General features: G+C 43.7%; 16 protein-coding genes and 1 other annotated feature. Of the genes, 6 read left to right on the top strand and 10 right to left on the bottom strand.

Going from position 1 to position 19,889, the window contains the following annotated elements:
* The first annotated feature begins 100 nt into the window (after positions 1-100).
* Positions 101-1,228, top strand: coding sequence for a bifunctional chorismate mutase/prephenate dehydrogenase (tyrA, locus tag AB4323_RS11345; RefSeq protein ID WP_017062859.1), 1,128 nt, complete (start codon positions 101-103; stop codon positions 1,226-1,228).
* 143 nt (positions 1,229-1,371) lie between these two features.
* Here tyrA and AB4323_RS11340 read toward each other — a convergent pair whose 3' ends face one another.
* The 3 genes from AB4323_RS11340 to ettA form a co-directional block, all read right to left on the bottom strand.
* Entirely contained in the window at positions 1,372-2,382 is a 1,011-nt protein-coding gene (locus tag AB4323_RS11340; protein WP_029235086.1) for a M23 family metallopeptidase, read from the bottom strand.
* A gap of 49 nt (positions 2,383-2,431) precedes the next feature.
* Positions 2,432-2,800 carry a PilZ domain-containing protein gene (locus AB4323_RS11335; RefSeq protein WP_102332786.1) on the bottom strand — a complete coding sequence of 123 codons (369 nt, stop codon included), beginning with the start codon at positions 2,798-2,800 and terminating at the stop codon, positions 2,432-2,434.
* Between the two features lie 90 nt (positions 2,801-2,890).
* Positions 2,891-4,558: an energy-dependent translational throttle protein EttA gene (gene ettA, locus AB4323_RS11330; protein WP_017056147.1), complete on the bottom strand. Its 1,668-nt coding sequence runs from the start codon at positions 4,556-4,558 to the stop codon at positions 2,891-2,893.
* Positions 4,559-4,821: 263 nt separating this feature from the next.
* Here ettA and sltY point away from each other — a divergent pair, with 263 nt between their 5' ends.
* Positions 4,822-6,771, top strand: coding sequence for a murein transglycosylase (gene sltY / locus AB4323_RS11325; protein ID WP_102332787.1), 1,950 nt, complete (start codon positions 4,822-4,824; stop codon positions 6,769-6,771).
* Positions 6,772-6,943: 172 nt separating this feature from the next.
* Positions 6,944-7,237 (top strand): trp operon repressor, encoded by a 294-nt coding sequence (gene trpR, locus AB4323_RS11320; RefSeq protein ID WP_017059358.1) that lies wholly within the window; start codon positions 6,944-6,946, stop codon positions 7,235-7,237.
* 128 nt (positions 7,238-7,365) lie between these two features.
* On the opposite strand, the gene yjjX is transcribed toward trpR, so the two are convergent.
* From yjjX to AB4323_RS11290, 6 genes are all read right to left on the bottom strand, one after another.
* Entirely contained in the window at positions 7,366-7,887 is a 522-nt protein-coding gene (gene yjjX, locus AB4323_RS11315) for an inosine/xanthosine triphosphatase (protein WP_017059359.1), read from the bottom strand.
* Positions 7,850-10,228 (bottom strand): putative bifunctional diguanylate cyclase/phosphodiesterase, encoded by a 2,379-nt coding sequence (locus AB4323_RS11310; protein WP_372152497.1) that lies wholly within the window; start codon positions 10,226-10,228, stop codon positions 7,850-7,852. The genes yjjX and AB4323_RS11310 overlap by 38 nt, the downstream gene beginning before the upstream one ends.
* A 333-nt stretch (positions 10,229-10,561) precedes the next feature.
* Positions 10,562-11,737 (bottom strand): prephenate dehydratase, encoded by a 1,176-nt coding sequence (gene pheA, locus AB4323_RS11305; protein ID WP_017059361.1) that lies wholly within the window; start codon positions 11,735-11,737, stop codon positions 10,562-10,564.
* Between the two features lie 12 nt (positions 11,738-11,749).
* Positions 11,750-11,871 (bottom strand) — a sequence feature (Phe leader region).
* Between the two features lie 110 nt (positions 11,872-11,981).
* The gene (hpf, locus tag AB4323_RS11300) at positions 11,982-12,317 is read right to left on the bottom strand and encodes a ribosome hibernation-promoting factor, HPF/YfiA family (RefSeq protein ID WP_004735034.1); all 336 of its coding nucleotides are present in this window, start codon (positions 12,315-12,317) and stop codon (positions 11,982-11,984) included.
* A 424-nt stretch (positions 12,318-12,741) separates the two neighbouring features.
* Positions 12,742-14,166 (bottom strand): transporter substrate-binding domain-containing protein, encoded by a 1,425-nt coding sequence (locus AB4323_RS11295; RefSeq protein WP_372152495.1) that lies wholly within the window; start codon positions 14,164-14,166, stop codon positions 12,742-12,744.
* Positions 14,167-14,306: 140 nt separating this feature from the next.
* Positions 14,307-15,035 (bottom strand): outer membrane protein assembly factor BamD, encoded by a 729-nt coding sequence (locus AB4323_RS11290; protein ID WP_017059363.1) that lies wholly within the window; start codon positions 15,033-15,035, stop codon positions 14,307-14,309.
* 137 nt (positions 15,036-15,172) lie between these two features.
* Here AB4323_RS11290 and rluD point away from each other — a divergent pair, with 137 nt between their 5' ends.
* The 3 genes from rluD to clpB all read left to right on the top strand — a co-directional run bounded on the left by rluD (position 15,173) and on the right by clpB (position 19,606).
* Positions 15,173-16,147, top strand: a complete 975-nt coding sequence (gene rluD / locus AB4323_RS11285) for a 23S rRNA pseudouridine(1911/1915/1917) synthase RluD (RefSeq protein WP_017059364.1) — start codon at positions 15,173-15,175, stop codon at positions 16,145-16,147.
* A 2-nt stretch (positions 16,148-16,149) separates the two neighbouring features.
* Positions 16,150-16,890 carry a peptidoglycan editing factor PgeF gene (gene pgeF, locus AB4323_RS11280; protein ID WP_065584732.1) on the top strand — a complete coding sequence of 247 codons (741 nt, stop codon included), beginning with the start codon at positions 16,150-16,152 and terminating at the stop codon, positions 16,888-16,890.
* 142 nt (positions 16,891-17,032) lie between these two features.
* Positions 17,033-19,606: an ATP-dependent chaperone ClpB gene (gene clpB / locus AB4323_RS11275; protein ID WP_017062851.1), complete on the top strand. Its 2,574-nt coding sequence runs from the start codon at positions 17,033-17,035 to the stop codon at positions 19,604-19,606.
* Positions 19,607-19,640: 34 nt separating this feature from the next.
* On the opposite strand, the gene AB4323_RS11270 is transcribed toward clpB, so the two are convergent.
* Positions 19,641-19,889: hypothetical protein (locus AB4323_RS11270; RefSeq protein ID WP_372152492.1), on the bottom strand; the 249-nt coding region annotated here is incomplete at its 5' end.

Raw genomic sequence — 19,889 nt, 5'->3', positions numbered from 1 at the left:
GTGCCTCATCTAATGGGGCATTTTAAGATCTGTTGCTAGCGAACCTACGTGATTGTGGGATGATAGATTGGCACGGGCTTATAGATTAGTAAGGAATAAAATGGCCGTTGAACTGAACGAATTACGCGACCAAATCGATGCTGTCGATAAACAAATGTTGGATTTACTGGCTCAACGCCTTGCTCTAGTAGAGAAAGTAGGCGAAGTAAAAAGTGAACATGGTTTACCTATTTATGTACCAGAACGTGAAGCTGCGATGCTGGCATCTCGTCGTCAAGAAGCCGAGAAAATAGGGGTTCCACCACAGTTAATCGAAGATATTTTGCGTCGTACTATGCGTGAGTCTTATGCCAGTGAGAAAGATTCTGGCTTTAAGTGTCTTAACCCAGAGTTACGTTCAGTGGTGATCGTTGGTGGTAATGGTCAACTTGGTGGCTTGTTTGGTCGTATGTTCAAACTGTCTGGCTACGAAGTGAAAGTCCTTGGCAGCCAAGATTGGGATACAGCCGATGAAATCTTGGATAATGCAGGACTTGTGGTTGTGACTGTTCCAATTCACTTAACTGAAGGTGTGATTGCGAAGCTAGGTAATCTACCAAGTGATTGTATTCTATGTGATTTGACGTCAATTAAATCTAAACCGCTGCAAGCAATGATGAACATGCACCAAGGCCCAGTGGTTGGATTGCACCCAATGTTTGGTCCTGATGTTCCAAGCCTTGCTAAGCAGGTGATTGTTTACAGTGATGGTCGTGGTTCTGAGAGCTACCAATGGCTACTGAATCAATTTGGTATTTGGGGCGCGAGCCTTTGCCAGATGGATGCAGCTGAACACGATCACGGCATGACCTTGATTCAAGCACTTCGTCACTTCACCTCTTTTGCTTACGGCTTACACCTGAGTAAAGAGAACCCGAATATTGATCAGCTTCTGAAGCTAAGCTCACCAATCTACCGACTTGAGATTGCGATGGTTGGTCGTCTATTTGCTCAAGACCCGAACTTGTACGGTGATATCATTCTGTCTTCGGATGAGAATATAGAGATGATTCGACGCTTCCATAGCTGTTTCGGAGAAGCGTTAGAAATCCTAGATGGCAAAGATAAGGCTAAGTTTGTTGAGAGCTTCAACCAAGTGAGTGATTGGTTTGGTGACTACTCACAACAATTCTTGCAAGAGAGCCAAAGTCTTCTAAAACAAGCACATGACTCGATTCATCGTGGTTAATACTGATTTGAAATCATAAAAAAGAGCGACCATCTGGTCGCTCTTTTTGTTTGTGCTGAACGCTATGAAAGCATTTTGCCTACAGTAGACTAAAAGCAATTAGACCATCATAGGCCAAATCAACAGGTCTTAGCTATTAACAACTAGTTAGTCGTGATAGGTTTTTTGCTATCTTCACTCGATACGGTGTCGATGGTCGAGCTAATGTAAGGCACGTTAGTCAGGTTGATCTGCAAGCGAACCACATTATCAATCAGCTGAACTAGTGGGCCCCACTTAACCTTTTTCTCTTTCTCGAACACGTAGTTGAAGTTTTCCGGTGTCCAATCCATCAAGTATTGAGGGTTCAATGAACGACCAAGGAAGCGTACTTCATAATGCAAGTGTGGGCCGGTTGAGTTACCTGAGTTACCACAGCTCGCAATCACATCGCCTTTACTCACAAACTGACCGCTACGTACCTTGAACTTCTGTAGGTGCGCATAAGAACTCATGAAACCAAACGAGTGACGCATAGTAATAAAGTTGCCGAAGCCTTTTTTACTTGGGCGTACCGTTTCAATGACTCCATCTGCGGGCGCGACAATATCTTCACCACGCTTACACGTTAGATCGATACCAGTATGTACATGGCGTTTCCCTGAAATAGGGTTAGTGCGGCTACCATAAGAAGAAGATATACGTTGATAAGCCATCGGACTGTCGTTTGGAATCAAGCGGAACATTGTGGCTCTTACTGCTGAATCGACTGCAGCCGCATCAATGCGATCTTCTAAAGAAATATCATCGGTAAGCAGATCTTCATCAGCAAGACCCAGTACTGATTCCACATCGAATACACGCTTACCAAGTAGCTGAATCGTGCCTTCTTTCTCGGTCAGTGTTTGCGATAGCGAATGGTTGGTTTCTACTTGCTCAGCATAAAGAAATTCTGTTTGTTCTTTTTCAACAATCAGTGTTTCAATCAACTGTTGGGCATCACCCGCTTGCAGTGCGAGTTCTTGTTTACTCTCGAAGTGCATGTACGCCGCTCCGCCAATCAATAGCGGTACTGAAAAAATGGCAGTAGTGCAAATGAGCACGGCTTTACGGCCGAAGTAAAACGTCTGTTCCCCCTGACTGGAGGGAATAGTAATGGATAGTTTTTTAGACATGGTTCTGTATTAACTAAATGCTTCTAATAGAAAAAGGGTAATGGAGATGTCACTTACTACCTAAGTCGGTAAGGTGTTCAATCTCTCTATAAAGCAGTTCATCGTCGCCAACATTAAGCTCCACAAGTCGCTTAAGGTGGCTGATACTATCAATATCTAAATGCTCTATGCGTAAACGCATTGAGGTATTGATGGTAGAGACTATCGTTGCTTCTAACTGAATATTGATATCACTGTTTTCGAGCTTAAAGCTCACTTGAACAGGGACATCATGGCTAAGTTGTTTTGATTCATTGCATTGAATGAGTAAACCATGGAGTGATAAGTCTTGCACTGAGCCTGATATATTTACTTGTCCTTGTGAGACCTCAGTAGGGACTTGATAAATAACTCGTGAAAATTGACGTCTTTCAACCATAAGTAATCTCTCTATATCGATGCATTACACGTAAGCCAGATATATCAAAGGCCGCTATTATCGCGGCCTTTGTTCAAAATACAAGCTTATTTACTTAGCTATACGCTTGTACTTGATACGGTGCGGCTCTGCCGCTTGTGCGCCTAGAGTCTGCTTAAGCCACTCAGTGTACTCAGTATAGTTACCTTCGTAGAAGTTAACTTGACCTTCATCACGGTAGTCTAAGATATGGGTCGCAATACGGTCAAGGAACCAACGGTCATGCGAGATAACCATTGCACAGCCCGGGAATTCAAGCAGTGCTTCTTCAAGAGCACGTAGCGTTTCAACGTCAAGGTCGTTGGTAGGCTCATCGAGTAGCAGTACGTTACCGCCCGCTTTTAGCAGTTTCGCTAAGTGAACACGGTTACGTTCACCACCAGAAAGCTCACCGATGATCTTCTGTTGGTCGTTGCCTTTAAAGTTGAAACGAGAACAGTAAGCACGCGCAGGGATTTCGAAGTTGTTGATCTTAATGATATCAGCGCCTTCAGAGATCTCTTGGAATACTGTCTTAGTGTCGTCCATGCTGTCACGGAACTGATCAACAGAAGCAAGCTTAACGGTTTCGCCTAGTTCAACTGTACCTGAATCTGGCTGTTCTGCACCGCTTAGCATCTTGAATAGTGTTGATTTACCTGCACCGTTGGCACCAACGATACCGACGATTGCGCCCTTAGGCATGCTGAACGATAGGTCGTCGATAAGAACGCGATCACCAAACGATTTAGTCAGGTTGTTCACTTCAAGAACTTTATCACCTAGACGCTCACCTGGCGGGATGAACAGTTCGTTGGTTTCGTTACGCTTCTGGTATTGGCCAGTTGTCAATTCTTCAAAACGAGCCATACGAGCTTTAGACTTAGCTTGACGGCCTTTAGGGTTTTGACGAACCCATTCAAGTTCTTTCTCGATTGTCTTTTGACGTGCGCTTTCGCCCGCTTTTTCTTGCTTAAGACGCTCGTCTTTTTGCTCTAGCCAAGACGTGTAGTTACCTTCCCATGGGATACCTTCACCACGGTCAAGTTCTAGAATCCAGCCAGCTGCGTTGTCTAGGAAGTAACGGTCGTGGGTAATCGCCACAACAGTACCACTGTAATCAACAAGGAAGTGCTCAAGCCATGCTACTGATTCTGCATCCAAGTGGTTGGTTGGTTCATCAAGAAGCAGCATGTCTGGCTTTTCAAGAAGTAGACGACAGATAGCAACACGACGACGCTCACCACCTGATAGGAATTCAATTTTCGCATCCCACTCAGGAAGACGAAGTGCATCAGCAGCACGCTCTAGAGCAGTCTCTAAGTTGTGACCGTCTTTTGCTTGAATCAGAGCTTCTAGTTCGCCTTGCTCTTTTGCCAGTGCATCGAAGTCTGCATCTGGTTCTGCGTAAGCTGCGTAAACCGCATCAATACGCTTAAGTGCGTCAGCAACGTCAGAAACCGCTTCTTCTACGATTTCACGAACAGTTTTTGATTCGTCTAGCACAGGCTCTTGTGGTAGATAACCTACTTTAAGGCCTTGTTGTGCACGTGCTTCACCATCAATATCAGTATCAATACCAGCCATGATACGTAGTAGGGTAGATTTACCTGAACCATTTAGACCCAAAACACCGATTTTAGCGCCAGGAAAAAAGCTAAGAGAAATGTCTTTAAGAATTTGACGCTTAGGTGGAACAGTTTTGCTCACCCGAGACATGGTATATACGTATTCAGCCATTGCCGATCGATCCTAATTATTGTTCAAAATTGTCTGCTATTTTATACCAATATCCTCAAAGATGTTACTCCTAGGGCAGAAAAGCCACTCTTGAACAAATCCTTACCTATTATTGTCACATTGGTCATTAAAACTATATTTAATGGGCTTCTGAGGCGAAGTGTTAAATATTAATAATATTTACACTCAAATCCTTTACATTTGATGTGATGTCGGGCGTAAATAGACTTCACGTATTCATACACGCACTAAGGAAAGAGCGAATGTTTTTCCGCATTGGTAATACGAAAATTGCTGTGGCTGCATCGGCAATTTTGTCTTCGGTTTCACTGGCTCCGGTCGCTATGGCTAGCAATGCATCCGAGCTTGAAATGCAGCGTGACGTTTATGACAAAGCGCAAGAGGTTTTAGACAGCCGTGATCTAAAAGCTTACTCCGCGCTGCGTAACAAAATTCAAACATACCCTTTAACACCTTACACCGATTATCGGGCCTTTCTGATTGGCTTAGGTGATCGCACACCTGCTGAGGTCGATGCTTTCATTGAAGAGAACAAGGCATTGCCTTTATCCAATCGAATGCGCGCACCTTATTTGGACTCATTGGCTTCTCAAAAACAGTGGAAGACGATCCTTGAGTTTCAAACCAAAGAGCCTGTCAGTGAAAAATACCAATGTATTTATTATCGAGCGCATTACGAGCAAGGTAACCAAGAGCTTGCCTTTAAAGGAGCTAAACAACTTTGGTTGAGTGGTAGTGGTGTTGATGACGCTTGTGACCCTTTATTTAAAAGCTGGGATCAAGCTGGGCTAAGAACTGATGAGCTGATTCTGGATAGAATGCTGCTAGCGTTCGAGGGCCGTAACGGTAAGTTAATGAGCTATCTGATTAAGCAATTGGATCATGATGAGTCAATTGCTCAAGCGAAGCAGATGAAGGCGTTGTACAACAAGCCTGAAAATGTACTCGCGTTTGCTAAAAAACATCCAGCGAATGAACTCTACCAAGCTCAAACCGAGTTTGCTTTCGAGAAGCTAGCAAGGAAATCATCAAGCAGTGCTCAAAAGGTGTTTGATGATGTTATCAAGGCTCAGAAGTTTTCGAAAGAGAAATCTCAAGAGCTCGCTGATTACCTAACGTTTCGTCTGATCAACACTGACTCTGAAGAGTTAATGGTGTGGCGCGACAAAATGCTCGCGAGTTCATCAAAGCAAGTTCTGCTGGAACGACGTGCTCGCTTAGCAATTCAACATGCCGATTGGACGGGTTTGAAAGAGTGGATAGCGCGCTTGGATGATAAACATCAGGCTTCGCTTCGTTGGCAATATTGGCAGGGCAGAGCTGAAATCGCGACGGGCGATACTGACAAAGGCAATAAGCGACTGTCAGATATCTTGGGTCAGCGTAATTTCTACAGTGTGGCTGCGGCTAAGCAGTTAGGTAAGCCAGTTCAATATCCAACATCGACACTTAAATACAATGCTGAAACAGTGAAGCCATTCGACACCTCTTTGGTGCGTATTGGTGAACTGATTGACCGAGACAAAATTGCGGCAGCGAAAAGTGAATGGCGCTGGTTACTGACCAATGCAGATAAAGAGCAAAAAGAGATGCTTGCCGCTTACGCTGCGACACAGCGTTGGAATCACTTTACCGTAACAGCGAGTATCTCTGCGAAGATGTGGGATAACATTGCGCTGCGCTTCCCTGTAGCTCATAAGTGGTGGTTTAACTTCTACGCTGAAAAGCACGATCTCGATCCAATCACTTTGATGTCTTTAGCAAGACAAGAGAGTGCGATGGATTCAGAAGCTCGCTCTCCAGTTGGCGCGCGTGGCATTATGCAAATTATGCCCAAGACGGCGCAATACACAGCGAACAAACATAAGATTAAGTATCAGGGCAGCGATGATCTTTATGATGTCGGCAAAAACATTGAGATTGGCAGTCACTACTTAGATGGTTTACTCGCTCAATATGATGACAACCGTATCTTTGCGTTTGCGGCTTATAATGCTGGACCTAGCCGTGTGAAACAGTGGCGTTCACGCAGCGATGAAAAGCTCGATGCCTTTGCATTTATCGAAATGATCCCATTCAAAGAGACACGTGGCTACGTTCAGAATATCTTGATGTTTGAGACCTACTATCGAGATATCTTGGGTGAGAAAGGGACGTTTTTAGCGCCCCATGAGGCAAAAACGAAATACTAAGCCTTCGGCATTTGGCCCGAAACTGAGTAAGAATAAAGGCAGTGAGTGCTAACCATTTCCACTTACTGCCTTTTTACATTGGATCGCATCAAGTGTTTCGGTATAAAGTGTTAAACGCTTTCAATCGTTAAGCGACTCTTTAAAGTCAGAATTTAAAAGTAAGTGTAGAGATATGGCATCACAACCTGAATATGATAATTGGCAACAACTGATGGACTTGGTAAAGACGGCTGTCGAAAAAGATCAGCACGAGCTGTTGTTGACTATGATGATGACACCAGACGAGCGAGATGCTCTGGTTGCTCGAATTAATATCTTCTGTGAGCTGATGAAAGGCGATATGTCTCAACGACAGGTGAGTCAAATGCTGGGCGTAGGCGTAGCGACGATAACCAGAGGCTCAAATGAGCTAAAGGCCAAATCTGAGCAAGAGAAAGTCGTGATCGCCGACCTATTGCTAAAGTAATAATGGAATTAAGCTATCACGCGATAGTATGAATACGAATTCGATAAAAAACGCTAACTGGATGTTAGCGTTTTTTGTTTCTGAAGATTGTTCTTGGAATCTTTTGAAGTTTAAGGAAGCCTCAAATACTAAATAGGAAAGTGTTCAGGATTCACAAATGGGATCAGAGCCAAAATTAAAGCTTGATGATAGACCGAACTGCGTGACAATTGGTTATGTGTCAGTAGGCCAATGGCACCACCTTTCTGTTTGATATTGTCGGTACCAAACACTTCATCCATCACATCCCCTAACTCGTTTGCATGCTCTAGTTTCTCAAGCACGGCTGGTGGCAGCATCAGACTTGCTGAACGAGACTCGCCACGTTGGCCATTCGTTTCGATCACCATCCAGGCAAAGGTGACGTTTGTTTCTATTCCCGCTTCTAGACCAACATAGAAGTCTGCATCAGGCTGAGCTTGAGTTGCGTTGTGAACTCGATTCACGGCACCTTGATAGGTTTCATCATTGCTCATCGGTTGATCGGCGACACCACTAGGGACGCTGATGCCTTTGAAATCAAATTCAGTATCAGGAAAAGCAGATAAGAACGCACTTTTAACGGCGTTTATTTTAGCTGGGTTCAGCGATGCGATGATTACAGATTTCATGTGTCGGATTCTTTTTGTTGTCGATTAGATTGAGTTGATGTTGTCGGTACCAGTCACTCAACTCTTCTAGTGGCATGGGTTTACCAAAGTAATAGCCTTGCAGCATATCGCACTGTGCATCCTGTAACCACTGGTGCATGTCTTGAGTTTCAATCCCTTCGGCGGTGACCTTTTTCCCCTGAGCATGACACAACCCGATAACTGGTTTTACGATGTTCTGGTTATCGGTTTCAATTAAGGTATCCAAAAACGCTTTATCCAATTTAATTTTCTGAGTTGGATACTGCACCAGTTGAGTGATAGAGGTGTAACCGGAACCAAAGTCATCAATCGCCAGTCGATACCCCATGCATGACAGCTCATTCAGCAATGGGAAGCCTTCTGAGTTTGAGTAAAAGGTTTCAGTGATTTCAAAATCGATTAGGCTTGGTGGAATTCGATTTAACTCCGCGTGTTCTTTAATGAAACCCGCAAGGTGAGTGGTTTCAATGCCAGCAGAAGATAAGTTGATCGACAATTGAATCGAGTGATCAAATTGAGCCTGAAGTCGATGGAATGAAGCAAACGCATTCTGTATTACCCAGCGGTCAACATGTTCAAACAGCCCGGTTTGTTCGGCTATTGGAATGAACTCATCTGGTGGAACCAAACCAAGTTGCTTTGAATTCCAACGCAATAACACCTCAACGCCAATAACATCAGTCCCGGTGGAATCCATGTAGGGCATGTAAACGAGCCTGAATTCATCATCAAAATTCTTACCTCTAAGCGCACGTTCAATATCTGCTTGGCGCTGAATGGCTTTGTCTAAATCCCGTGAATAGTCAGCAAATTGGTTTTTACCGGCACGCTTGGCTTGGTACATCGCGGTATCCGCGTTGGACAGAAGCTTCTCGATTGAGTTGCCATCATTAGGGTAGGTCGCAATACCAATACTGACCGTGATCGGAAAGCTGCCTGATTCGGTGACAAAGCCTTTTTGCAGTGGAGTGAGCAAATCGTTCGAGAATCGATGCGCGACATTTCCTCGGTGACTAGGAGCGTTAATGTAGACAACGAACTCGTCTCCAGAAAGTCGGGCTGGCATACAATGAGCGTCGAATTCCTCTTTATAATGACGACAAATATCTGAAATACGCTGAGCAAAAGAAACCAGAATCGAGTCGCCGATTTGATGCCCGTATTTGTCGTTCACAAACTTGAAGTTGTCCAAGTCAAAATAGAGAACCCAGGTTTCGGTATTCGAACTCGGTTTTGGCAACGATTGCTGAACGAAGGTTTGAAACTGATGCCTATTGGCTATTTGGGTTAACTGATCATTTTCGGCCAAGAGCTTGGTTTGCTGGTAGGTGTTGTCTAGCTCTTGGTACATGTCATAAAAACGCTGTGATAAGCGGCCAAGTTCATCACGAGTGCCTAAGCGTTCAATGTTCTTACGTTGTTTTTTTTCGACTTGCTGTAGCTGTCGATCGAGCCGTGTTATTGGAGTAATCACAGTGCGAGACAGAAGCATGAGTAGCAGAGCGACAGTCACAAACGCAGACAGTGCAAACGACAAACTCAGCTTGTTCCAAATCGAATCGAGCTTGTTTTCCAACAGGAATTGCGCCGGGTCGACCGTGGCGTACAGTTCTGGTGCAAGCTTGACTGAGTGGGTGACATCATTTTCCAAAGAAACCGCTATGGATGTGAAGAACAAGCTGGTTTGGTAGTCGAACTCTATCTGTTTTCTCAGCGCATTAAATTTGTCGAGAGAGACAGAGACAACAACAAAGAACACATCGTCGGGTTGATTGTTAACGGTTGGGAAAATCGCTTTTCTATCTACCTTGTCATAGTGAACCAACATCCCTTCGCCTTGGGAGTTTTGAATATAGTTGGTACTCGATGTTGCTAAGGTGTCTTGATAGTGCAGGTCAACATACTCCAATATCTTACTGTCAATCTGAGTGCGTGAGTCATTGCTATTATCCGCGTAATAACGCAGTTTTCGATCACCATTAAGAAGCGCTAAACCTGTATAGCTTTCATCGTCATCTTGCAGGAAATGAATGGCTTCTCGAAGATTACTGACCAGTTCAAGATCGCGAGATAGATTTTGATCAGTGAGAAAATAACGCTTCACCATATCACTCTGGGTCAAGGTGTAAGAGTAGCTATTGAGGAACGAACGAGATTGGCGAAAGTATCCGGCTAGTTTTTCCATGTTCAGTTGAAGTGCGTTGTCTTCGCGTTTGATGAAACTGCTTTTTTGCGTCGAATAAATAATATAGCTAGAAGCCGCGGTACTGATCAGTATCACAGGGGCTATTAGTAGTAAGATTTTAGTACTTAGCTTCATAGTTAATGACAACACTATTTATAAATTAAGCGCATAAGTTTATGTTACTTAATGCTTACTCGCTATTAATTATACGTAGTTCGATGATTTCCTGTGAAGGGGGTAAGGTTTTGTCTTTATTGATAAAAAAAGCCACTAATGAGTTTTTGTTAGAAAGGCTCAAGTAGTGGAGAGAGTAAGCGTGCCGAATGTGCGAAACAAGTGAATTGTGTTTCAGGCATGCTAGGGTGAGTTTTCTTAGCGAGAATAGTACTCGACTAGAGGGTGATTTAAGTATTTGGCCTGCTGTAGGCCAAATACTTATGTTAGCTAAAAGCTGATACTCACTTTCAGCTATGACAACTTAACTTGAGTCGCTTTGATGTTCTCACTTGGGTAGCAACCCAACACCTTAAGGTGGCGAGTAATGGCTGTTAGTTCCGTTATCGCTTGTTGCATATTATCTGAATCCAGATGCGCCTCTAAATCGACATAGAACATCTCTTCCCAAGGGTTACCCATGATAGGACGAGATTCTAGCTTAGTCATGTTGATGCCTAAGCGTTGCAGGATCAGTAGTGTTTCTACCAAAGAACCCGCCTCTTGAGATGTCGACATGATGAGCGTTGTTTTCGCTGGTATTTGAGTCGATACTTCAACAGGCTTACGCGCCACAACGATGAAACGAGTGTGGTTCTCTGTTTGGTTTGCAATATTGCTCTGGATTGGCTGTAGTCCATAAAGCTTACCGCTCGATGCATTACCAATAGCAGCTACGTCATTACCACCCAATTCTTTAACTTTTTTCATTGCATCAGCGGTGCTTGCGCAAGACTCAAGGTTGACACCCTTAAGGCGGCTCAAGAACTCACTGCATTGTTGATGAGGTTGTGGGTGCGAGTAGAGTGTTTTGATGTCTTCTAAACGGATATCACTTTTAGCAACAAGGCAGTGCTCAATCGGTTGAGAAAGTTCGCCAACAATGTATAGAGTCGTATGCTGTAACAGGTCGTAGACCTCGTTAATTGACCCTGAACTGGTGTTCTCAATCGGCAGGACACCGTAGTCGGCATGGCCAGACTCTACTGTTGATGCGACTTCTTTGAAGTGATTACAGTTCAGCTCAATCAATTCCATATTCTTGCGGCTGAAGTATTCGCGGCTCGCAAGGTGAGAATACGATCCCTTAGAACCTAAGAATGCAACGCGAGCCAATGGTTTACGGCTTTGCGGGTTCGCTAGGTTTTGTAAGTATGACTGTTGTAGTAAAACGGAATCTTCGATGATGGTGTGAAACAGCTTGGTAATGTACTGCGCATCAAGTTCGTATTTATCTTTGCCGTTGTTGATCAGCTTAACTAATAGTTGTTGTTCTCGTACTGCATCACGAACTGGTTTTGATGTCTCTACTTTGCTTTTAGCGACTTCGATACTTAGCTTGCGACGCTCTGAAAGTAACTTCAGGAGTTCGTCGTCTAAATCATTAAGACGAAGGCGGATATCATCCAGTGAAATTGAGCGGTCAGTCATAAATGTGTCCTTATAAAAAAGCCTCCCTAGTGTGGGAGGCTTCTTGTTCGTTTTTGACTTGTTTTTCTAAAACGACTTAGCCTCCGATTTACGGAAGAAAAAAGAAGTCAAAAATAAACAAAGATTGAGTGTGCATAAAAAGTGATTGTTTTATGAATGTTTAAACACAATAAGCAAGCGAGCTACGAGCGTCAAGCAAAAAAATAGCGCCCTGAGGCGCTATTTTTTAATCTGTTCTCTTTCCTTATTCTACTTCAGCTTCTAGCTCTTCGATTTCAGGCTTTTCAGCGCGGCGCGCTTCTGGTTTATGGCGTAGCTTGTTGAGTTGACGCTCTAGTTTTTGTTCTACTTCGTTGATCGCTACGTAGAGGTCGTCATGGATTGATGAAGCAACAAGTTGGCCTTTTGGTACGGTTAGTACCGCTTCAAATTTCTTCTTCTTGTTTGGTTCTTCGCTAAAGCTCGCTTGGCAGCCAATGATGTCTACTTGCCATTTATCTAGCTTTTTAAATTTGCTTTCTATGTGATCACGGATTGCAGAGGTAATGTCGATGTTTTTACCAGTGATGTTCATTTTCATAGAAGTTTTCCTCTGTTGTATCCCTCATGGGTTAACTTCAGATTACGACTTTTAGGAATAAAGAATGTGATCTAGATCTTGTTTTGGTTGGGTGGGATAAGCATTAAAATCAAATGTGATCTTACGCAAGTCTTAGTATCTTTTTGGCGAAAAATGCTTGTTATCCTTATGAAAAACGATAACTTGGAGGCAAGGCTTCGCTAAAAATTAAATCAGTTTTTAGGGGCGTCCTACAGCCTATGGAAAGTGCTTGATTGAAATTTACTCAATAGTGTTTTGTGATATAGGTCTTGTAATATAGGTCGCTACATAAGCTTCTTCAGAATTAGATAAACAAAAGCCGCATAAGTATTCTTATGCGGCTTTTGTGTTTTTTAGCTTTACCTAATACCTTTGGCTCCCCAGCTCTGGGATGGAGGCGATCCTAGTCGTTAGTGTTCAGTAATCTCGCTGTGCCGTCCTCTCGGATAGCATTGATAGCTTGTAATTGTTTATAGATTACGAAGTAACGATTGATGTTGGCAACATAGGTTACGGGTTCTTTACTCACGTATTTGCGAGTGATGATTTCTACGTTTTTAAACCAGATGTTTGGGTTGTAACCTTTCTGCTTGGCAATGCTCCTCATCTTTCTGATCTTAGCAGGACCAGCGTTGTAAGAAGCCAAGGTAAAGTAGATTTGATTGTCGGGTGATATTGCCGGGTCGTCAAAATATCGGTCTTTGATAAAGCGCATATACTTCACACCCGCATGGATGTTGTTATCCACCTTATGGATGTTCTTGATGTTGACGTTTTTATCTTTGGCGGTACTCGGTAATACCTGCATCACACCAATAGCCCCGCGATGAGAAATCCGGCTCTGATCCAGTCCTGATTCTTGGAAACCTTGAGCTGACATCATTAAAGGATCAAATTCATACTTGCTCGAATACTTTTCAAAGACATCTGAGAGTTTAGCTACTCGGTCTACTTTATTGGGGTTGAGTGCTCGGCCTAACCAGCGAGTATTGTCGATGTATTTCTGGTAGATGACATTCCCAAGCAGGGTGCCTGTTCGTGCGGTCTTGACGTATTTGTTTATCTCTTTCTTCAGTTGAGGGCTGTCTTTTCTTAAAGCCCAAGCAATACGACCATTTTCTCGTAAAGGTAAGTCGTTATGGACTTGAATGTTTTCCATTACATCGATCCAGAGCTTGGCTTTATGGTTATCCAGAATTGTGCCTTGTATATAACCTTGGTTAACCAGTTCTATCAGCTCGTAGTCTTGTAATGACTCCTCGATAAAGTGGACATGCAGTGGTGGTAAACCTAGCTCGTTAAGCTCCTTATTAACTCTTTGTACACTCTCGAAGTAACTCGAGCTTGCTCGTATCCACACCTCTTTGCCACTCAATTGCTTGATTTCGATGATAGGTTCGGCCTTTTTCCCTGTGATAATGAGTTCTTTACCATCTTTAATCATCGGATCCGAAAAATCGATGGTTCGTAATCGTTTATCGGTGATCGTTAGGTTAGCGACAGCGACATCACCATAGCCAGACTCTAAAGAGGGAAGTAGATCATCTCGTTGCACGGGGATGATTTGAACATTGAGATAGGGATGTTTCTTACGAAGGCTTTTCTCAAAGTGGTAGAGCATTTCTGCCACGATGCCTTTTGGCTTGCCATCCTCGATGTAATAGAAACCAAGATCGGCAGACACTAGCACTCTAACCGTTCCTTTGGTTTTGAGCACATCCAAGTCACCCATGTAAGGCTTATTGCTTAATGGAGACAGTTCTAATGCGTAGGATAAGTGGCTAAATAGCGATATCCAGATAAATAATAACAACCTACTCACATCCACACTCCATGTTGATGTTTTGTTAAAAGTTATCTTTTGAAGATACCGTGTATTATGCGATCCATCAAGTTTGCGATATGTAGATGAAAAAAAGCGCGCTAGTAAATTAGCGCGCTTTTAGGATTGAGATGTAAGAGGTTTGATTAAGGTAGTGGGTTTAACTCAATCAACTTTTCTGTTCTTAACACAGCGTCATCTAGGCCGAGTTGTTGATAAGCTTTTAGCTGGATATCTAAAGACTTACGCGCAGCAATGGTGTCTGGGTAAGTTTTTTGCAGCTCTTGCGTTCTGTTGATCGCAGCAATCCAAGCTTCGCGGCGTAGGTAGAAATCAGCGGTTGCTAAGTCATACTCTGCTAGGCGGTTCTTAAGTGCGAACATGCGTTTTTGTGCATCTTCAGCATAAGGGCTACTAGGGAAACGTTCGAGTAGTCGCTTGAAGTCAGCAAACGCAAGTTTCACTGGTTCAGGATCTCGGTCACTACGGTCGATATTAAAAATATCGTGCATGAAGTTTCGGTCTTGCGCCATGTGCGTTAAGCCGCGCATGTAAAGAACCCAGTCTTGTTTCTCATGCGTTGGGTTCAAACGTAGGAAACGTGAAATGGTAGCGAGGCCAAGTGCCAAGTCATCATTTTTGTAGTAAGCGTAAATCAGATCGAGCTGTACTTGCTCAGAATAGGCGCCGAATGGGTAACGTGAGTCTAGGGCTTCTAGCTTTTCTATTGCTGAAAGCCAGCTACCGCTCTGCAGTGATTCTTGAGCGTCAGAGTAGAGAACCGATGGTGGTACATCTGGCACTATCTCTTCACTACTTGAACAACCAACCAAGAGTGATACGGCTAATAGACCCGATAAAGTAAGGTGTTTCATGTCAGGCGTCGATTCCTTGAATTAAATATTTCGTAAGCTTCCGTTACTTTCTAACCAGTAACAGATACAATGATGCAATTATTCTATTTTATCCATACTAATGGGTATTAGTCTCACGGTTTTTAAAAAAGTTCGATATGGCTCAGCAGATCACATTAACAGACACAGTAAAAAGCAGCCAGTTAGGTCAACGTTTAGACCAAGCTGTCGCTGAACTATTTACCGATTTTTCTCGCTCTCGCATTAAAGAGTGGCTTCTTGACGGCAAAATCCAAGTGGATGGCGAAGTTATTACAAAGCCGCGCGTTAAGGTTTTGGGCGGTGAAGAGATCATCTTGCAAGCTGAACTTGCAGATGAAGAGCGCTGGGAAGCACAAGATATTCCTCTAAACATTGTCTACGAAGATGATGACTTATTGGTTATCAATAAGCCTCGCGATCTGGTTGTACACCCAGGCGCCGGCACACCGGATGGAACCATACTAAACGCATTGCTTTTCCATTACCCACAGATTGCAGAAGTGCCTCGTGCAGGTATTGTGCACCGTCTTGATAAAGACACAACAGGTCTTATGGTTGTGGCTAAAACGGTTCCAGCTCAAACTCGTCTTGTGCGTGCTCTTGCTAAGCGTCGTATTACTCGTGAATATGAAGCAATTGCAATTGGCAAAATGACCGCTGGTGGTGTGGTAGAGAAAGGCATTAGCCGTCATGCAACTAAGCGTACCTTGATGGATGTAAATGAATTAGGAAAGCCAGCGGTAACTCACTACCGTGTTGCTGAGCACTTCCGCGAGCATACTCGTATTCGTCTACGCCTAGAAACGGGTCGTACTCACCAAATTCGTGTTCACATGTCATACCTTCAGCATCCGCTGCTAGGTGACGTTGCATACGGTGGTCGTGCTCGTATTCCAAAAGGTGCATCTGAAGAACTAACAACAATGATTCGTTCTTTTGATCGCCAAGCACTGCACGCCGTTATGCTTAAATTTGTTCACCCAATTACAGGTGAAGAAGTTGAGTTCCACGCTCCTGTGCCAAATGACATGGTCGTGATGGCTGAAGCGTTACGTGTTGATGCGCGCGAAAACTTGGAAGACGACATTTAATCATGTCGATGATCATCCCTAACTGGAATGCACCAAAAAACGTGAAAGCATTTGCTTCGACACGTTTTGATGGTTTTTCTACTGGTGCGTATCAAGGATTAAACCTAGGTACGCATGTTGGGGATGATGCTTCGCTTGTTGAAAACAACAGAGCCTGGCTCAAGCAACACGCTAATATGCCTGCCGCTCCGGTATGGCTACATCAAACTCACTCAACAGATGTCGTTACGGTTTTACACCCTACGGCAGATATTCTTGATGCTGACGGTGCATTTACCACAGCTAAAGATGTTGTTTGTTCTGCGATGACAGCCGATTGCTTACCTGTAATCCTTACTGATACCAAAGGCACTCAAGTTGCTGCAGTTCATGCTGGTTGGCGTGGTCTTGCTGGTGGCATTCTTGAAAATGCCGTCGCAAAGTTTTCAAACTTAGGTTCAGAGAATAAGATCATTGCTTGGCTTGGTCCTGCAATAGGCAAACAAGCTTTTGAAGTAGGCGATGATGTGTTGGAAGCTTTCGTTAGTTTTGACTCTCAAGCTAAGCTCGCATTTGAAGCCAAAGCTGAACCAGGCAAATGGCTAGCGAATATGTCTCAGCTTGCAACGCAACGACTGAACAAAGTTGGTGTAACTTCTGTGACAGACTCTAATCTATGTACCTTCGCTGATGCCGATGCGTTCTATTCTTATCGTCGTGATGGTATTACTGGACGCCAAGCTACTTTTATTTGGTTAGAGTAACCTTTAACTAGTGCAACCAGTCATCCAGCTCATTTATATTTTTATAACAGCTCTATTCTTCATTCTTATCCCTTGAAAATCCGCGTTACCGTATCCATCTTCTAACCATAAGATAAACATATCTAAGAGTAGGAAGGTTGGCATGCGTCTCGATCGATTCACTAGTAAATTCCAAATTGCGATATCTGATGCTCAGTCGCTCGCATTAGGTCGTGATCACCAATATATAGAGCCTGTGCACCTAATGGTGTCTTTGCTTAATCAAGATGGTAGTGCAATTCGTCCATTGCTCACCATGCTGAATATTGATGTGGTTCAATTGCGTTCAAAGCTAAGCGAAATATTAGACCGTGTACCGAAAGTAAGTGGTATCGGTGGTGATGTTCAACTGTCGAATGCAATGGGTACTTTGTTCAACCTATGTGACAAGGTCGCACAAAAGCGTCAAGACACATACATTTCTTCGGAAGTCTTCCTACTTGCCGCAATTGAAGATAAAGGCCCTTTAGGTAACCTGCTTAAAGAGCTAGGTCTTACTGAGCAAAAATTATCTCAAGCTATCGAGCAGGTTCGTGGCGGTCAAAAAGTTGATGACCCAAATGCCGAAGACCGACGCCAAGCGTTAGAGAAGTTCACCATCGATCTGACTGAAAGAGCGGAGCAAGGCAAGCTGGATCCGGTAATTGGCCGAGATGACGAAATCCGCCGTACTATCCAAGTACTTCAGCGTCGTACTAAGAACAACCCAGTCATTATCGGTGAACCTGGTGTTGGTAAGACAGCTATCGTTGAAGGTTTGGCTCAGCGCATTATTAACAATGAAGTGCCAGAAGGTTTAAGAGGCCGACGCGTACTTTCATTAGACATGGGTGCTTTGGTAGCTGGCGCTAAATATCGTGGTGAGTTTGAAGAGCGTTTGAAGTCAGTCCTCAATGAATTGTCTAAAGAAGAGGGCAATATCATTCTCTTCATCGATGAAATTCATACTATGGTCGGCGCTGGTAAAGGTGAAGGCTCTATGGATGCCGGTAACATGCTAAAACCAGCGTTGGCTCGTGGTGAACTCCACTGTGTTGGCGCAACGACTCTTGATGAATACCGTCAATACATAGAGAAAGATCCAGCGTTAGAGCGCCGCTTCCAAAAAGTGCTTGTCGATGAACCAACGGTTGAAGACACGGTGGCGATTCTTCGTGGTTTGAAAGAGCGCTATGAACTTCATCATCATGTAGAAATTACCGACCCAGCAATCGTGGCTGCAGCAACACTATCTCATCGATACGTTTCTGATCGTCAACTGCCGGATAAAGCGATTGATCTGATTGATGAAGCGGCTTCGAGTATCCGTATGCAGATCGACTCAAAACCTGAGTCGCTAGATAAGCTCGAGCGTAAAATCATTCAATTGAAGATCGAGCAGCAAGCTCTTACCAATGAAAATGATGAAGCCAGTGAAAAACGCCTTCGAACATTACAAGAAGAGCTTTCTGACAAAGAACGAGATTTCGCAGAGCTTGAAGAAGTGTGGAATGCAGAGAAAGCCGCGCTTTCTGGCACGCAACACATCAAGTCAGAGCTAGAACAAGCTCGTATGGATATGGATTTTGCGAGACGTGCTGGTGATCTTAACCGAATGTCTGAATTGCAATACGGTCGAATCCCAGAATTAGAGAAGCAGTTAGATCTTGCGACTCAAGCTGAAATGCAAGAAATGACGCTGCTGCGTAATAAGGTCACTGATGCAGAAATTGCAGACGTGCTATCGAAGCAAACAGGCATACCTGTTTCTAAAATGCTAGAAGCCGAGAAAGAGAAGCTTCTTAACATGGAAGGTGTTCTACATAAGCGAGTTATTGGCCAAGCGGAAGCAGTCGAAGTGGTATCGAATGCGATTCGTCGTAGCCGTGCAGGTTTATCTGATCCAAACAAGCCGATTGGATCTTTCTTATTCCTTGGTCCAACTGGCGTTGGTAAAACGGAGTTGTGTAAAACACTCGCGAACTTCATGTTTGATAGTGACGATGCAATGGTGCGTATCGACATGTCTGAGTTTATGGAGAAACACTCTGTTGCTCGTTTGGTTGGTGCTCCTCCGGGTTACGTTGGATATGAAGAAGGTGGTTACTTAACAGAAGCAGTGCGTCGCAAGCCTTATTCAGTGATTTTGCTAGATGAAGTAGAGAAAGCGCATCCTGATGTTTTCAATATCTTATTGCAGGTGCTTGATGATGGACGCTTAACTGATGGACAAGGTCGTACAGTCGATTTTAGAAACACGGTAGTGATCATGACATCCAACCTTGGCTCTTCGAGAATTCAAGAGAACTTCAATACGCTCGACTACCAAGGAATAAAGAATGAAGTGATGGAAGTGGTAGGTAAACATTTCCGTCCTGAGTTTTTGAACCGAGTTGATGAAAGCGTGGTGTTCCATCCATTGGGTCAAGAGCACATTCAGTCGATAGCCGCTATTCAGCTTGAGCACCTTAAGAAGAGAATGGAAGACAATGGTTATGAGCTTGAAGTTTCGGATAAAGCACTCAAGTTAATTTCTCAAGTTGGTTTTGATCCAGTATATGGTGCACGACCTTTGAAAAGAGCGATTCAACAAAGTGTCGAGAACCCGTTAGCGAAAGCGATACTGGCAGGAAAAATTAATCCAGATAAGAAAGTGCAGCTATTAGTAAACAACGACCGCATTATTGCTCACCAATAGTTGAAGTAAGAACGGTAGGTACGATTGGCCGAAATTAAGGCTTAATCGTACCTATTTTAAACGCTTTGTGTGAATAGTGTTCGAACGGACGCCGGTGGCGGCTTTTTTTCGTTTTTAGCCTTGTACAAAGGATTATTCTCTCTATAATGCGCCTCCGTTGCCAAGGATAACCAAGCGGTTTGAACTGAGTAACAAGACGGTGATAAGCATTTAAGATGCTTTGAAAAATTAGCTGGAAAAAGTGTTTGACACTGGAATCTAATCCGCTAGAATGGCCGTCCAC

It is taken from the genome of Vibrio sp. 10N.261.52.C11, assembly GCF_041471405.1.
Lineage (GTDB): Bacteria > Pseudomonadota > Gammaproteobacteria > Enterobacterales > Vibrionaceae > Vibrio > Vibrio crassostreae_C.
This window is presented reverse-complemented; position numbering and strand designations above follow the sequence as displayed.

What these genes read in the sequence shown, in the direction of transcription:
- tyrA (WP_017062859.1), top strand. Translation starts at nt 101, where the DNA reads ATGGCCGTTGAACTGAACGAATTACGCGACCAAATCGATGCTGTCGAT.
- AB4323_RS11340 (WP_029235086.1), bottom strand. Translation starts at nt 2,382, where the DNA reads ATGTCTAAAAAACTATCCATTACTATTCCCTCCAGTCAGGGGGAACAG.
- AB4323_RS11335 (WP_102332786.1), bottom strand. Translation starts at nt 2,800, where the DNA reads ATGGTTGAAAGACGTCAATTTTCACGAGTTATTTATCAAGTCCCTACT.
- ettA (WP_017056147.1), bottom strand. Translation starts at nt 4,558, where the DNA reads ATGGCTGAATACGTATATACCATGTCTCGGGTGAGCAAAACTGTTCCA.
- sltY (WP_102332787.1), top strand. Translation starts at nt 4,822, where the DNA reads ATGTTTTTCCGCATTGGTAATACGAAAATTGCTGTGGCTGCATCGGCA.
- trpR (WP_017059358.1), top strand. Translation starts at nt 6,944, where the DNA reads ATGGCATCACAACCTGAATATGATAATTGGCAACAACTGATGGACTTG.
- yjjX (WP_017059359.1), bottom strand. Translation starts at nt 7,887, where the DNA reads ATGAAATCTGTAATCATCGCATCGCTGAACCCAGCTAAAATAAACGCC.
- AB4323_RS11310 (WP_372152497.1), bottom strand. Translation starts at nt 10,228, where the DNA reads ATGAAGCTAAGTACTAAAATCTTACTACTAATAGCCCCTGTGATACTG.
- pheA (WP_017059361.1), bottom strand. Translation starts at nt 11,737, where the DNA reads ATGACTGACCGCTCAATTTCACTGGATGATATCCGCCTTCGTCTTAAT.
- hpf (WP_004735034.1), bottom strand. Translation starts at nt 12,317, where the DNA reads ATGAAAATGAACATCACTGGTAAAAACATCGACATTACCTCTGCAATC.
- AB4323_RS11290 (WP_017059363.1), bottom strand. Translation starts at nt 15,035, where the DNA reads ATGAAACACCTTACTTTATCGGGTCTATTAGCCGTATCACTCTTGGTT.
- rluD (WP_017059364.1), top strand. Translation starts at nt 15,173, where the DNA reads ATGGCTCAGCAGATCACATTAACAGACACAGTAAAAAGCAGCCAGTTA.
- pgeF (WP_065584732.1), top strand. Translation starts at nt 16,150, where the DNA reads ATGTCGATGATCATCCCTAACTGGAATGCACCAAAAAACGTGAAAGCA.
- clpB (WP_017062851.1), top strand. Translation starts at nt 17,033, where the DNA reads ATGCGTCTCGATCGATTCACTAGTAAATTCCAAATTGCGATATCTGAT.